The following is a 14677-nucleotide window of genomic DNA, read 5'->3' on the forward strand; positions in this document are numbered from 1 at the left end:
AGGGTCTGACTCATGGACTCCATCGACCTCCGGCTGATCGACCTGCTACGGGAGAACGCGCGCTCGTCGTACGCCGAGCTGGCCCGCAAGGTCGGACTCTCCGCGCCCGCCGTGCACGAGCGGGTGGGCAAGCTCGAAGCGGCCGGCACCATCCGCGGCTACCGCGCCGACGTCGACCACGAGGCGCTCGGCCTCGGGGTGACCGCGCTCATCGGCATCATCGAGGACTCCGGTGCCGACACCGATGACGTGCTCGCCGCGGTGCGAGCCATGCCCGAGGTCGAGAGCTGCTATTTCATGGCCGGGGTGGAGTCGTACCAGCTGATCGTCCGGGTCGGCACGATCGCCGAGCTCGAGCAGCTCATCGTGCGGATCAACCGCACGCCGGGGGTGGCCTCCACGCGTACGGCGATCGCGCTGTCGACGAAGTGGGAGAACCGCCCGCAGCCCGGCCTGGGGTGAGATTTACTGAACCCGGCGGGCCAGGCCTGGATAATCGACCACGAAGCCCTCGTCGTCGACCGTCAGTTCCGCGCTGAACGTCTCGCTGGCGTAGCGGATGCGGTTGTCGCCGAGCGGGGTGTATATCTGGTCGGCCTGGACGATTTCGAGGCTGGGCACGAGGACCCAGGCCGCGCTGATCCGGTGCGACACGCCCGCTTCGGCCTTGAGCAGGCCGAGACGGCGGATCGGCAGCGTGTTGGTCAGCGGTGAGCCGCCGAGGTCGACGTCGTACGCCCCGTACAGCTGATCGGGGTCCTCGATGCCCGGCAGCCCGGCGCCCGCATGGCCGGCGGCCGACAGCACCGCGTCGAGGTTACCCTGCTCGGCGGTCGTGGCGCGCCACCGCCCGGCCGCCAGCTCGAGGCGCACGCTGCGCACCCAGCCGGCGCCCTCGGCGGTGACGTCGATGTGGGCGGTGGACCAGCCGGGCTCGGTCCGCAGCTCGTATCGGCAGGTGAAGGGAATCGGGTCGATCGCGAGAACGGTCCCTCGGGCATAGAGACCACCGCGGGCGTCGACGAGCGCGTGCTCGGACCCGGAGGTGTCCCGTCGTTCCCAGAACAGCGATGCAGGCAGCGGCGACATGGCTCTACCTCTACCCGACCGATCCGCCGGTGAAAAGCATGAAGCCCGGCACGCGAGTGCCGGGCTTCATCAAATTCGATCAGAATGTACGCGCGGGGCGGGCGCCGAATCGGCCCGAGGTGCCGTCGCGGCGGTCGTTCCGCTGGTTGTCCCGGCGGAAACCGCCGGTCCGCTCGCCGTTGCGGCCGGTGAAGCCCCCGGCGCCGCGGTCGCCACGCGGGCGGTCCGCGAAGGTACGGTCCCCGGTCGGGCGGTCGCCGGTCGGGCGGTCGCCGAACGAGCGGTCGCCGGTCGGGCGGTCGCCTCGCTGAGGCCGGTCGTCATACGAGCGCGGCGGCCGGTCGTCGAAGCTGCGCTGCGGACGATCGTCGTACGTGCGCTGCGGACGGTCACCGTAGGACCGCTGCGGACGGTCACCGTAGGAACGGTCACCGCCCGTACGCTCCCCGCGGGGACGGTCACCGTAGGTGCGCTGCGGCCGGTCGCCGTACGAGCGCTGCGGACGGTCGCCGAAACGACCGCGCGGCCGCTCGCGACGCGGCTCCGGCTCCTCCACCACCGGGACGCCCGACGGCTGACGCGCGCCGGTGATCTCGGCCAGCTTCTCGTCACCGAGCCGGACCCGCACCTCGGCCGGCGAGACACCGGCCTTGCTCATCATGGCCTGGGTGGTGCGCCGCTGCTTGGGCAGAACCAGCGTCACCACCGCGCCCGACTCGCCGGCCCGCGCCGTGCGACCGGCCCGGTGCAGGTAGTCCTTCGGGTCCTTCGGCGGGTCCACGTGCACGACGAGCGAGATGCCGTCGACGTGGATGCCCCGGGCCGCGACGTCCGTCGCCACGAGGACGTTGGTGCGGCCCTCCTTGAACTCGGCGAGGGTGCGGGTGCGTACGCGCTGGGTCTTGCCACCGTGCAGCGCGCCGGCGCGGACACCCACCTGGCGGAGCTGCTCGACCAGACGGTCGACGCCCATCTGCGTACGGGCGAAGACGATGGTCTTGCCCTCGCGGTTGGCGATCGCCGCGGTGATCGGGAACTTCTCCGGCGGCGGGATCAGCAGCAGGTGGTGGTCCATCGTGGACACGCTGGCCTCGGCCGGCGCGGTCGAGTGCGTCACCGGGTCGTGCATGAAGCGCTTGACCAGGGCATCGACGTCACCGTCGAGAGTGGCCGAGAAGAGCAGGCGCTGCGCCTTCTCCGGCGTCTTGGACAGCAGGTCGGTGACCTCGGGCAGGAAGCCCATGTCGGCCATCTGGTCGGCCTCGTCGAGCACCGTGATCTCGACGTCGTCCAGGTTGCAGGCGCCGCGCTCGATCAGGTCGCCGAGCCGGCCGGGCGTGGCCACAATCACCTCGACGCCGCGACGCAGCGCGTCCATCTGGCGGTCGTACGGAACGCCGCCGACGGCGGTCTTGAGGAAGACGCCGACGGCGCGGCCGAGCGGCTGCAGCGCGTCGGCCACCTGCATGGCCAGCTCACGGGTCGGCACCAGGATCAGGGCCTTGGGGTGGTGCGGCCGGGCACGGCCACCCTCGGCCACCCGGGTGAGCAGCGGCAGCCCGAACGCCAGGGTCTTGCCCGAGCCGGTCTGGCCGCGGCCGAGAACGTCGCGGCCGGCCAGCGCGTCGGGCATGGTCGCGGCCTGGATCTCGAACGGGATGGTGATGCCCTCGCGGGTCAGCACGCGGACGAGCTCGGGCGAGATGCCCAGGTCACCGAAGCTCTTCGCCGTGACCTCGACGGGAGCGTCAATGGCCTCGGCGGGAGTGTCGACGGCCTCGACCTGCGCAGGAGCGTCCACGGCCTCGACGGGGGCGTCGACCGGGGTGGGGGCGTCGTCAGAACCGGGGGTCTCGAAAACGGACGGGAACGTGCTGGGGTCAGCGAAAGTGGTCAAGAGAACCTCTCTACGGGGGCGCATGCTCGCGAATGGCCCGCCGCGGCTGCTATGAGCCGGCCGCTGTAATGCCCGCAAGAACGCCCGTGGCATGCTCCGTGAAGGCACGCCGCGTGAACAACTGTCATAAGTGTACGGCTCAACGTTTAGGACGCCGACCGCATTCCGTGCCGGTAGTGGGCAGGCTCACCCGTCGGCGCAACCTGGCAAGAGTAGGCGGCGCCGAGCCGCACGACAAACTCAGCTGAACATCTTCGAGATCATGTCGGTGAACGCGTTGCCCGCCGTGAGCAGGAACACAAGGCTCACCGTCACCAGAAGCCCCAGCACCACGAGCATGGCGATGGCGACCTTGATGTTGCTCCGGCGGCGGTCGACGATCTCGTCACGCCAGCCCTGAGCCAAAATGTGGCCGGTAAGCGAGCCCGAATTCTCCACCGGATTGGTCGAGACGGGCATTGTCGTGTCGATCGACGGATAGTCGCCGGTGCCGTAGAGGGTGCCGCCCAGGCCGCGCTGCTGCGGAACGGCCGCGGTGGCCGCCGGGTCGAACTCCGGCGGGTAGGCCGGAGGCGGGGTGACCTGCGCGATCGGCGTGGAACTCGCGCCGAAAGGCTGGGTGGCCGCCGCCGGTCCGCCGACCCCGAACGGGTTGGCCGGCGGGCTCGCCGCCGGGTGGGCGGGTGTCGAGGACGGCATCGTGTACGCCGGGAAGCCGCCCCCGGACCGTGCAGCCGCAGGTGGGGTGCTCGGCGGGATGCTCGGCGGCGGCGGGAAGATCGGCTGCGGCGGACCGGGAACCGGGCTCGGGCCGGGCGGTTCGGGAACCGGGCTCGGGCCGGGCGGGCCCGGAACCGGCGACGGGCCGGGGCCTGGCGGCACGGGCGAGGGGCCCGGGCCGGGCGGAACGGGCGACGGACCGGGGCCGGGCGGAATCGGCCCGGGTGGGAAGGGTCCTGGTGTGGGGCCTGGGCCGGGCGTTGGGCCTGGGCCGGGCGTGGGGCCTGGGCCGGGCGTGGGGCCTGGGCCGGGCGTGGGGCCTGGGCCGGGCGGAACCGGACTCGGCGGGCCGGGCGGCGTGGGGGCCGGGCCGGGCGTGGGGCTTGGCGTCGGGCCCGGGAACGGGCCCGGCTGCGGGCCTGGGAACGGACCGGGCTGCGGGCCCGGGAACGGCGCCGGGGGCTCGAACGGCCGGGTCGGGTCGGGCCGCGACGGCTCGGGGCGCGACGGCGGACCCGGGACCGGGCGCGGAGGCTCCGGCCTTGACGGCTCGGGCTCGTCGGGCTCGGGCTCGGTCGGCTTGGGCTCACCGGGTCGGGGGTCACCGGGTCGGGGATCGCCGGGTCGGGGATCGCCGGGTCGCGGGTCGCCGGGTCGCGGGTCGCCAGGCCGTGGGTCGCCAGGCCGTGGGTCGCCAGGCCGTGGGTCGCCAGGCCGTGGGTCGCTGGGCCGTGGGTCGCTGGGCCGTGGGTCGCGGGGTCGCGGGTCGCCGGGCCTCGGCGGCTCCGTGGGCTTGGGCTCGCCGGGGGTGGGGTCGCCGGGCTGCGGGGGCTCGGCCGGCTCGGGGTCGCTCGCGGTAACGGCGGACCTCGACGGCGTCACGGCGGCGGAGCCGAGCGAGGTCGAGGAGACGACCGGCTTCTCGGTCGCGGGCGAATCCGCGGGGCGGCCACCGTAGACGCCGCTCGGCCACGAGTTGGCCCGGACTGCGGCCGGGTCGAGGTTGATCGCGCCGGGCACGGCGGCCCGGGCGGCGCCGGCGCCGGGTGCGTCCGGAAGCGGGCGGGAGGAGTCGTCGACCAGTTCGGGCACGAGGTCGCCGCGGGGCAGGCTCGTCGGCGGGCTCACCGGGCGGGCCGAGCCGGTCACCCGGCCGGGACCGGAGACCGGGGCGGACGGCGGCGGCGTGCTGATCGACCCCGGGACGCGGACGGAGGCGCTGACCGAGCCGGGCGCACGGCCAGGGCCGGAGACCGGCACGGAGGCGCTTACCGATCCGGGGACACGGCCGGGCCCGGAGACGGGCGCCGACCCGCTGATCGAGCCGGGGCCGGAGACCGGGGCGGAGCCGCTGATCGAGCCGGGGCCGGAGACCGGGGCGGAGGCACTTACTGAGCGCGGGGCGGAGGCGTTGGCCGAACCAGGGCCGGAAACGGGCGCGGCAGGAGGCGTGCTGGTGATTCCCGGGACGCGGACGGAGGCGCTGACCGAGCCGGGGGTGCGGCCGGGGCCCGAGACCGGGGCGGAAGCGTTGCCCGGCTTTTCAGGAAAGTCGGACTTGTCGCCGGAGGGGGCCCAGAGCGCGCCCGGGGCCGGGGGCGGCGGCGGGGCGTACGCCTCCTGGTCGTCACCGGCGGCCGGCCTGGTGCCGTCGCCGTCCGGTGTCGCCTGCCGCTCTTCCATGAACCCTCCCGACGCGTGCCGACGGTCCGGGACGTCGGGCGCTGCCTTAACCGTGCCATATCCGCGCGCGTCAGCGCACCCGGCACCAACCCGGCCACTCGCGCGGCCGGTGCTTAACCACCGGAAAGGCGATCATTACCGCCCCGGCGGACGATAGCCGGTCGGATCAACCCACCGAACCGATCAACCCGCGGACGAGGACGCCGACCCGGAGGCACTCGACGAAGAAGCCGACTGGGTGGCCTCTTCCGTCGCATTCGCCGAGCTGGTGCTCGTCGTAACGGTCGCCGGGTTGCTCGAGCCGCCCGAGTCGCCGGCACTCGACGTGGTGGTCGGGTCGGGGGCGGGCGGATCGGGGGTCGCCGGTGTCGTGGTGGCCGGGGTGGTGGGCTGGGTCGTCGGCTGGGTCGTGGGCTGCGTGGTCGGCTGGGTCGTCGTCGGCTGCGTGGTCGGCGTGCTGGTGGTCGGCGACGAGGTCGGCGACGAGGTCGGCGACGAGGTCGGCTTGGTGGTCGTGGTCGCCGACGGCTTCGGCGTGCCCGTCGTCGTGCCGGTGCTCGGCGTGTTGTCGGGCGTCGTGGTCTCCGGGTCCTCCGGGTCGGGCGTGCCGAGCACGGGACCCTCGGTGACGCCGGGCACGGAGCCGAACACCCGGGTGGCCTGGAACAGCCGCGACCATCGGACCGGAACGAGCCGCACGTTGAGACCGGTGCGCGGGGCCTCGACCATGTAGCCGTTGCCCGCGTACATCGCGACGTGGTGGATGCCGCGCCAGCTGTTCGAATAGCTGAAGAAGAGCAGGTCACCGGGGAGCAGCGAATACCGGTCGACGACCTTGAGATGGGTCTGCCAGTACTGGTCGCGGGAGACGCGCTCGAGCGGGAAGCCGACCGAGTGGTACGCCGCGTACATCAGGCCGGAGCAGTCGTACTCGTTGGGGCCTTCTTCGGACCACACGTACGGGTCGCCGCGCTGCGCGAGCGCGAACTGCAGGGCCTGCATGGCCCGGGGGTCGGCACCGCGGCCGGCCTCGGCGCCCGCGAGATATTGCTGGCCGAGCGCGTTGTCGGTCGCGGTCTCGGTGGCCTCGGCGGCAGCCAGCGCGTCGGCGTTCTTGAGCTCGAGGGTCTGCTGCGCCGTCTGCTTCTTGGTGAGCTGCTTGTTGAGCGTGGTGTATTTCGCGACGAGGTCGTCGTAGTGCTGCTTGGCCAACGCGTTCTCGTCGAGCGCCAGCTGGACGGCCGTCTCGGCGGTCTCGACCTGGCGCGCGGCGGCCTGCGAGGTGCCGCCGTCGCCGCGCTGCAGGCGGGCGAGGTCGTCCAGCCCGGCAAGACCGGAGTACGAGCCGGGGGGCAGGGCGGCAGCCTCCATCATGGCCTGTGCGGCGGCGCTGGCAGCCTCGGCGCGTGCCTCCTGCATGAGGTCGACGGCCTGGTCGTATTTCTGCTGGGCGGCGCCCTGCTGGGTCTTGGCGAGATCGCGGTCGGAGCCGAGCTGGATCAGCTGGTCGCCCATCGTGGCGATCTCGGCGCGGCCTTTTTCGATCTGCTGAAGCACCGGGCTGCTCGCGGCGCCGGGGATGGTCGTGACCGCGGGAGCGGAGGACGCGGCCTGCCCGGGCATCACGAGCGTGCCGAGCGCCATCGGACGGGAGCCGACGTCGGGCACCGCGACGGGGGCGGCCGGCACCTGCACGGCGCCACCCGGGTCGGCGAAGGCGGGGATGGGGTTGAACAGGGCCGCGATGGCCGCCGTCGCGGCAGCCGAATACGCCGCCGGACGCCACCAGGGGCGTGCCGAACGGTGTCGCCGGTCTGCCTGTCGCGCTGTCGCCATGTGCTCCCCGTCCGTGGCGATGGGTCTCTCATAATCCACCACCGCTTTGGTGTACCCCTAAAGGCTTACCGCATGGCTCACACGGCTGTCGATTGATCGGAGGTGAAAGAAGGCTGGGAATCAAGAGAACGACAGCCTGACCTGGGCCCACGCCTTCATGTCGGAGGTGGCACGTAGTCTCAACGCCAGGCAACGGGAAGGGGTCGCAGATGGATGCCGGGCTGAAAAGCGAGCTCGAGGCGAAGGTTTACGCCGGTGAGCGGCTGACCCGCGAGGACGGCATCGCGCTCTACGAGTCCGATGATCTCGCCTGGCTCGGCCGCCTGGCCCACCACAAGCGCACCGAGATGAACGGTGATCGGGTGATGTTCAACGTCAACCGCCACCTCAACCTCACCAACGTCTGCTCGGCAAGCTGCGCCTATTGCTCCTTCCAGCGTAAACCCGGCGAAAAGGATGCGTACACGATGCGCATCGACGAGGCCGTGCGCAAGGCGAAGGAGATGGAGGGCGAGGGCCTGACGGAACTGCACATCGTCAACGGCCTGCACCCCACCCTCCCCTGGCGTTACTACCCCAACGTGCTGCGCGAGCTGAAATCCGCCCTGCCCGAGGTCAAGCTCAAGTGCTTCACCGCCACCGAGGTCCAGTGGTTCGAAAAGATCAGCGGGCTGCCGGCGAGCCAGATCCTCGACGAGCTGATGGAGGCCGGTCTCGAGTCGTTGACCGGCGGCGGCGCCGAGATCTTCGACTGGGAGGTCCGTCAGCACATCGTCGACCACGACTGCCACTGGGAGGACTGGTCGCGCATCCACCGTCTCGCCCATGAGAAGGGAATGAATACGCCGGCCACCATGCTCTACGGCCACATCGAGGAACCGCGGCACCGCGTCGATCACGTCCTGCGCCTGCGCGAGCTGCAGGACGAGACGGGCGGCTTCGCCGTCTTCATCCCGCTGCGCTACCAGCACGACTTTGTCGACTCACAAGACGGCAAGATCAGAAACAGACTTCAATCGCGTACGACGATGGCAGCGCCCGCCGAGTCGCTGAAGACGTTCGCCGTCTCCCGCCTGCTGTTCGACAACGTGCCCCACGTCAAGTGCTTCTGGGTCATGCACGGCCTGTCGGTCGCACAGCTCTCGTTGAACTTCGGCGCCGACGACCTCGACGGCTCGGTGGTCGAGTACAAGATCACGCACGACGCCGACTCGTACGGGACGCCGCACACCATGCACCGCGACGACCTGCTCCACCTGATCTGGGACGCCGGTTTCCAGCCCGTCGAGCGCGACACGAGGTACTCCGTGGTCCGCGAGTACGACCCCGCGCCGAGTCTCGCCGAGCGACGCAGCGAGCCGCAGCAGGTCTGGGCGTAAGAGGACACTTCGGCACGGCGTACCCTCGGTTTGTCATGACCGAGACAAAGAGTGAGCGGCGCCCGCGCCGCGACCCGAGCGGACGCCTGGCCACCATCGGCGATCTGCTCGGCACCGCGCTGGCCGGGCTCGTGATCGGCGCCGTGCTGCTGCTGGCCTTCGAGGCGATCGTGGCGCTGACCAGGATCTCCGACTTCGGCCACACGAGCGGCTGGATTGCGCTGATCCTCCCGCTGTGGCTGTTCACCGAGGAGTTCCGCGCCGCGCGCGAGGCCGGGCCGTACCGCGTCGTGGTGGCCGTGCTGGCCGCCGGCTTCGGTGTCGCCGCCGGCCTGAGCGTCGCGGGCCTGGTCACCCCGGCCCTTCCTCCGCTGGCCGGCGGCCTGGCCGGGGCCGGCACATGCACGGTCGTCTACTGCCTGATCTGGTTCTACGGCCTCCGGTGGTTGAGCCACCGCGCGGGTTAGGGAGATGAGAATGAGTCCCGCAGTCAAGTACACGCTGGGCCGCCTGGGCCTGTTCGTGCTGCTCTTCGTGCTGCTCCTGCCGCTCCCGCTGAACATCCTCGTCAAGGCGATGATCGCCCTCGTCGGGTCGGCCATCCTCTCCTACTTCCTGCTCGCCGACTGGCGCAACCAGATGGGCGAGCAGCTGGCCAGCGTGGCTTCCCGCCGTACGGCCGAAAAAGAGCGCTTGCGGGCCGCCCTGGCCGGCGACGAGGAAGCCGCCGCGGCCGGCGATCGAGCCGCGTCGCACACCGACGCCGATGTCGCCGCGGACGACGACGCCGAGGCCGAGATCGAGGCCGAGGAGAAGAGTCGGCGGGGCTGACCTCGAGCGCACGTCGAGCGCCCGACAGCGGGCGTACGACGGTGGGATAGCGTGCGGGTGACCGCGTCGCAGCGAAGCCGGTGGGAAACCGGCGCTGTCCCGCAACTGTGATGCCTCCGGGTGAGGACGAGCCAGGTCGCCTGGGCGCGGTCGCGACGTAGCGCTCTCGGGGAGGGGCGCCTCGCGGGCGGGCCGGGCGATCCGGGTTCCTGTCGGCGAAGCACCACATGCCCGGCCGACCGGAGGTCCTGATGAAACGCGTGCTCACCGCCCTGGTGGCGACTACTGCCCTGCTGCTCGCGGGCGGTTGCGGCGGAGGCGACGACAAGACGACCACGTCGCAGCCGACGACCGGCGCCAGTGCGAGTGCGGCGTCCTATCCGGTCACCGTCGGCGACCTGACCCTCGATGCGCGGCCCATGCGGATCGTCTCGCTCACGCCGTCCGGCACCGAGATGCTCTTCGCGATCGGGGCTGGTTCGCAGGTGGTGGCCGTCGACGACCAGTCGAACTATCCGGCCGACGCGCCCAAGACCGACCTGTCCGGCTTCAAGCCGAACGCCGAGGCGATCGCGGCCAAGAACCCCGATCTCGTGGTGCTCTCCGACGACACCGACAAGATCGTGGCGCAGCTCGGCCAGCTCAAGATCCCGGTCTACCTGACGCCGGCCGCGACCAGCATGGACGGCACGTACAAGGAGATCGGTCAGCTCGGCACGCTCACCGGGCACCAGGCCGAGGCCGAGGCGCTGCACCAGCAGATGACCGCCGAGATCGACAAGATCGTCAAGGGCGTGCCGGCCCGTACCAAGCCGCTGAGCTACTACTACGAGCTCGACCCGACGCTCTACTCGGTCACCTCGAAGACGTTCATCGGGTCGATCTTCGGCCTGTTCGGGATGACCAACGTGGCCGACGCCGCCGACCCGACCGGCGCCAAGGGCGGCTACCCGCAGCTCTCCGCGGAAGCGCTGATCAAGGCGAACCCCGACACGATCTTCCTGGCCGACAACAAGTGCTGCCAGCAGTCGGCGAAGACGGTCGCGGCCCGCTCCGGGTGGAACACGATCACCGCGGTCAAGGCCGGCCAGATCTTCCCGCTCGACGACGACATCGCGTCGCGCTGGGGTCCGCGTACGGTCGATCTTGTGCAATCTGTCGCCGATGCGGTGGCCAAGGTCCCGGCGTGACCTCTGGCCTGCGCGAGGCGCAGCCGGCGGAGAGGGTGGTGCGGCCCGCCGGCCTGAGGCCGGCCTGGCTGGCGGGGGGCATTCTCGCGGTGCTGGTCGCGCTGGTCGCGGGCCTCGCCTTCGGCTCGGTCCAGCTTCCTCCCGCGGGCGTCGCGGCCGAGCTTCTCAATCTCATTCCGGGCGTACGCCTGCACAGCGGGCTCTCGGAGCGCGAGGTGGCGATCCTCCTCGAGCTGCGTCTGCCGCGTGTGGTGCTGGGTCTGATCGTCGGCGCCATGCTGGCGTTGGCAGGCGCCGCCTACCAGGGCGTCTTCCGCAACCCGCTGGCCGATCCGCACCTGCTCGGGGTGGCCGCGGGCGCCGGCCTCGGGGTCACCGCGGTGATCGCCTTCCGCTCGACCACGGGCGACGCCACCGTCAACCTGCCGTTCGGCGTACCGGTGGCGGCCTTCGTGGGCGCGCTCATCGCGGTGGCGCTCACCTGGCTCCTCGGCGCGGCCGGCGGACGTGACCGCTCGCCGGCCACCCTGATCCTGGCCGGGGTCGCGGTCTCGTCGTTCCTGGCGGCCGCCCAGACGTACGTGATGCAGCGCCACGTCGACACCCTGCGTGAGGTGTACTCGTGGCTGCTGGGCCGCCTCGCCACCGCCGGCTGGCACGACGTGTTGCTGGTCCTGCCGTACGCGGCGGTCACCGGTGCGATCGTCTTGTCCCAGCGCCGCGAGCTGGACGTGCTCACCGTCGGCGACGAGGAGGCGACCGGGCTGGGCCTGCATCCGCAGCGCAGCCGTTACCTGCTCATCATCGCGGCGTCGCTGGGCACGGCCGCGGCCGTCTCGGTGTCGGGACTGATCGGTTTCGTCGGCATCATCGTCCCGCACACGATGCGCCTGCTGGCCGGGCCGAGTTACCGCTCGATCCTCCCGCTCTCCGTCCTGTTCGGGGCCGCCTTCCTGGCCCTGGCCGACCTGCTGGCCCGCACGGCCGGCGGCCAGGCGGAGATCCCGATCGGCGTGGTGACGGCCTTCTTCGGGGCGCCGTTCTTCATCGTCGTCCTGCGTACGACCCGAACGGCCGCCCCATGACCGGCGACCCACCCGGCGAACGCGCCATCGCGGTGGCCGGGCTGAAGGTGTGGCTCGAGAAGACGCTGATCGTGGACGGGGTCGACCTCGACGTCGGGCCGGGCGAGTGGGTGACGATCATCGGGCCGAACGGCGCCGGGAAGTCGACGGCGCTCCGGGCCATCGGCGGGCTGCTGCCGTTTCAGGGACTCGTCGAGCTGAACGGCGTGGCGGTCGACAAGTTGCAGCGGCGCGAGCGGGCCAAGACCGTCGCGATCGTGGCCCAGTCGCCGGTCGTGCCGCCCGCCATGCGCGTCTTCGATTACGTGCTGCTGGGGCGTACCCCCTATGTCCCACCGCTTGGGCGTGAGTCGGGCGCCGACCTGGCCGTGGTCGACGACGTGCTGGGCGAGCTCGACCTCCGGCGGTTCGCGGGGCGTCGGCTCGACACGCTGAGCGGGGGCGAGCGGCAGCGGGTCTTTCTCGCGCGGGCGCTGGCCCAGGGCGCGCGCATCCTGCTGCTCGACGAGCCGACCAGCGCCCTCGACATCGGACACCAGCAGGAGGTGCTCGAGCTCGTCGACCGGTTGCGGGCCGAGCGCGGGCTCACCGTCCTCGCGACGATGCACGACCTGACGACCGCGGGGGAGTACGCGGACCGGATGGTCCTGCTCGCGGGCGGCACGGTCGTCGCGGCCGGCCCACCCCGGGAGGTGCTGACCGAGGCGAACCTGGCCAAGCACTACCGGGTGCGGGTCCGGGTCATCGAGGGTGATCACGGCCCACTCGTGGTCCCGGTACGGGCTACATGAGCTACTTGAGCTACTTGAGGTACGCCGCGAGCGGGATGCCCTGGTTGCGAAGTGCCGTCGCCACGAGCTTCGCGACCTGCTGCGCCCCGTACGCCTCGAAATGGGTGTGGTCGTTGCAGAAGAATGCGCCCACCGCGCCGGTCGAGTAGTTGCCGTTGTTCGGGCAGAAATGAAGGCTGTTGTAGAGGTTCACGCTCAGTGTCTGCAGGTCGATGACCGGCGAGCCGGTCGCCGAGCCGGCCGCGGTCGTCTGCGTGACGAAGCCCCGGTTCTTGACCGCGGCGCTGCCCGAGCAGGTGATGGCGGCGACGGCGGTGAGCAGGATCGGATGGGCGCCCCGGGCCAGCGCCGCCTGCGCCATCATCGTCATGAGCTGCTGGTACCGGGCCGTGCCGACGTGCCGCGGGCAGTTGGTGTCCCCGTCGTTGATGCCGAACTGCACGACCAGGTAGTCACCGGCCTTCATCCCGCCGAGCATCTCCTGCCACCGCGTCGAGTACGTCGTCGAGCTGAGCACACACTCACCGCTCGAGTTCTTGGTGCCGGTCACGTTGCCCTCATACAGCCACGTCTGAATGCTGCGCCCCGCGACGGCCCGGTTGTTGACCGTCACCCCGGACTGAAACAGCGCCCCGAACTGGCTGCCCCATCCCACCGGGCAGGCGGCACTCGGGTTGGCCATCGTCGAGTCCCCGGCCAGCCACACCGTAGGCCCGGCCGCGGCCACGGCCGGCGGGGCGTCGGCAGTCGCCGCGCAGGCCGGCCCGGACGCCGCCGCGGCCGACGCTCCCACCAGCAACGGAACCAGCAAAGCCACCGAAGCAAGCCAGCGAACCATGATCGTCTCCCGACACACTGAAAAAGAACGCCGCGGGGAGACGGCCCGTTGGCAACACAGTGACACTCATCAATGGAATGGGGCAAGCGCTTACCCGTTCCGGGCCGCGAGCGGTCGGCGGGCAGCGCCCAGCGGTCGGCAAGATCGATGACTGGCGATGTCGTACTAGCGTGCGAATCCGACGGGAGGTGTCGGATCGGATGACCACGAACCCGCTTGTCGCTTCGCCGGCCGGACATCCACCGTCGGCCTGGGCGGGCGTCTGGCTCGCCGAGGACATCGAGCTGATCGCCAAGGGTGTTCGCGACCGCAGCTGGGTGGAGAGCACGCTGGGCGGGGTCGGTGCCGGGCTGGACGCGCTATCGGTGGTCTCCGATCCGGTCGGAGCGCTTCTTCAGTACGGCATAGCGTGGCTGATCGAGCATGTGAAGCCGCTCTCCGAGGCACTCGACTGGCTGGCCGGAGACCCGGGCGCGATCGCCGGCCAAGCGCAGACGTGGCGGAACGTGGCCGGATCCCTCCGCGCGGACTCCGACGACCTGATGCGTGCGGTCCGACTCGACCTGGGTGAGTGGGAGGGCGCCGCATCGGAGGCGTACCGCGGCTGGGTCGCCCGGCGGGAGGAGTCGCTCCGAGCGCTGGCCGCCGCGTCGGACACGATGGCTCTGATCACCGAGGGCGCCGGCCTGCTGATCGCCACGGTACGGACGATGGTCCGCGACGCCGTCGCTGCCGTCGTGGCCCGACTGATCGCCTATGCCGGCGAACTGATCGCATCGCTGGGCACCGCGACGCCGGTCGTCGTCGAGCAGGTGGCGACGTTGTGCGCCTCGTGGGCGGCTCGGATTTCGCGGTGGCTCAAGGACCTGATCTCGAGTCTGCGGAATCTCCGCGTGATCGCCGACGACCTGATCGCACGCCTGCGATCGACCGGCGGGGCGGAGGGGCTGTATCGCTCGGGCGACGGCATCGTCCGCAACGGGACGAAGATCCTGATGAGCCGCGAGAATGTGCTGGCGGTCGCCGAGAAGTACGGCATCGACATGGAGGGCGTCACCTTCTCCCTCGACAAGCTGCGCCGGGGTGGCGGGCCCGGCCGCGAGTTCTACGGCGCGACCCTGCCCGACGGTCAGATCACGCTCGCCCGCGACGCCTTCCTGGACGAGGAGCAGCTGGCACGCACGCTCGCGCACGAGCGTTTCCACCTCGACGAACTACGCCGTGGCATGGAGTTTCCGTGGGAGGAGAGCGCGCGAATCGCCTACGAGGGCCGGGCGTACGAGTATGAGGAACGATGGTGGCAGGAGCATGCCCACCTGCGGGAAGGGGAGTGACTCC

General features: G+C 71.3%; 13 protein-coding genes and 1 riboswitch. Of the genes, 8 read left to right on the forward strand and 5 right to left on the reverse strand.

The genetic code is table 11. The features are described 5' to 3' along the window. The first annotated feature begins 12 nt into the window (after positions 1–12). A complete protein-coding gene (locus tag A3CQ_RS0132415) occupies positions 13–462 on the forward strand; it encodes an Lrp/AsnC family transcriptional regulator (protein ID WP_020515111.1) in 450 nt (149 codons plus the stop codon). Between the two features lie 3 nt (positions 463–465). Here the strand turns inward: A3CQ_RS0132415 and A3CQ_RS0132420 are convergent, their stop codons facing one another. The 4 genes from A3CQ_RS0132420 to A3CQ_RS0132440 all read right to left on the reverse strand — a co-directional run bounded on the left by A3CQ_RS0132420 (position 466) and on the right by A3CQ_RS0132440 (position 7225). Next, positions 466–1089, reverse strand: coding sequence for a putative glycolipid-binding domain-containing protein (locus A3CQ_RS0132420; protein ID WP_020515112.1), 624 nt, complete (start codon positions 1087–1089; stop codon positions 466–468). Positions 1090–1168: 79 nt separating this feature from the next. Next, positions 1169–2986: a DEAD/DEAH box helicase gene (locus A3CQ_RS0132425; protein ID WP_020515113.1), complete on the reverse strand. Its 1818-nt coding sequence runs from the start codon at positions 2984–2986 to the stop codon at positions 1169–1171. 240 nt (positions 2987–3226) lie between these two features. After that, positions 3227–3685: a hypothetical protein gene (locus tag A3CQ_RS63170; RefSeq protein WP_020515114.1), complete on the reverse strand. Its 459-nt coding sequence runs from the start codon at positions 3683–3685 to the stop codon at positions 3227–3229. A gap of 1887 nt (positions 3686–5572) precedes the next feature. Then, positions 5573–7225, reverse strand: a complete 1653-nt coding sequence (locus A3CQ_RS0132440) for a C40 family peptidase (protein ID WP_020515116.1) — start codon at positions 7223–7225, stop codon at positions 5573–5575. Between the two features lie 209 nt (positions 7226–7434). On the opposite strand from A3CQ_RS0132440, the gene mqnE reads away from it, so the two are divergent. The 6 genes from mqnE to A3CQ_RS0132470 all read left to right on the forward strand — a co-directional run bounded on the left by mqnE (position 7435) and on the right by A3CQ_RS0132470 (position 12501). Beyond that, complete coding sequence (gene mqnE / locus A3CQ_RS0132445) at positions 7435–8604, forward strand: aminofutalosine synthase MqnE (RefSeq protein ID WP_020515117.1); 1170 nt, start codon at positions 7435–7437, stop codon at positions 8602–8604. A 35-nt stretch (positions 8605–8639) separates the two neighbouring features. Beyond that, positions 8640–9071, forward strand: a complete 432-nt coding sequence (locus A3CQ_RS0132450) for a hypothetical protein (protein WP_020515118.1) — start codon at positions 8640–8642, stop codon at positions 9069–9071. A 10-nt stretch (positions 9072–9081) separates the two neighbouring features. After that, complete coding sequence (locus A3CQ_RS54890) at positions 9082–9435, forward strand: DUF4229 domain-containing protein (RefSeq protein ID WP_020515119.1); 354 nt, start codon at positions 9082–9084, stop codon at positions 9433–9435. A 76-nt stretch (positions 9436–9511) separates the two neighbouring features. Next, positions 9512–9571, forward strand: a riboswitch (cobalamin riboswitch). A gap of 115 nt (positions 9572–9686) precedes the next feature. After that, positions 9687–10625, forward strand: a complete 939-nt coding sequence (locus A3CQ_RS0132460) for an ABC transporter substrate-binding protein (RefSeq protein ID WP_026206445.1) — start codon at positions 9687–9689, stop codon at positions 10623–10625. Next, a complete protein-coding gene (locus tag A3CQ_RS0132465; RefSeq protein ID WP_020515121.1) occupies positions 10622–11710 on the forward strand; it encodes a FecCD family ABC transporter permease in 1089 nt (362 codons plus the stop codon). The genes A3CQ_RS0132460 and A3CQ_RS0132465 overlap by 4 nt, the downstream gene beginning before the upstream one ends. After that, entirely contained in the window at positions 11707–12501 is a 795-nt protein-coding gene (locus A3CQ_RS0132470) for an ABC transporter ATP-binding protein (protein ID WP_020515122.1), read from the forward strand. The genes A3CQ_RS0132465 and A3CQ_RS0132470 overlap by 4 nt, the downstream gene beginning before the upstream one ends. Positions 12502–12511: 10 nt before the next feature. Here the strand turns inward: A3CQ_RS0132470 and A3CQ_RS0132475 are convergent, their stop codons facing one another. After that, entirely contained in the window at positions 12512–13318 is an 807-nt protein-coding gene (locus tag A3CQ_RS0132475; RefSeq protein WP_245577413.1) for an SGNH/GDSL hydrolase family protein, read from the reverse strand. 221 nt (positions 13319–13539) lie between these two features. Here A3CQ_RS0132475 and A3CQ_RS57910 point away from each other — a divergent pair, with 221 nt between their 5' ends. Beyond that, positions 13540–14673 (forward strand): WXG100 family type VII secretion target, encoded by a 1134-nt coding sequence (locus A3CQ_RS57910; RefSeq protein WP_020515124.1) that lies wholly within the window; start codon positions 13540–13542, stop codon positions 14671–14673. The last annotated feature ends 4 nt before the right edge of the window (positions 14674–14677 follow it).

The sequence above is a fragment of the Paractinoplanes globisporus DSM 43857 genome, from assembly GCF_000379645.1.
Lineage (GTDB): Bacteria > Actinomycetota > Actinomycetes > Mycobacteriales > Micromonosporaceae > Actinoplanes > Actinoplanes globisporus.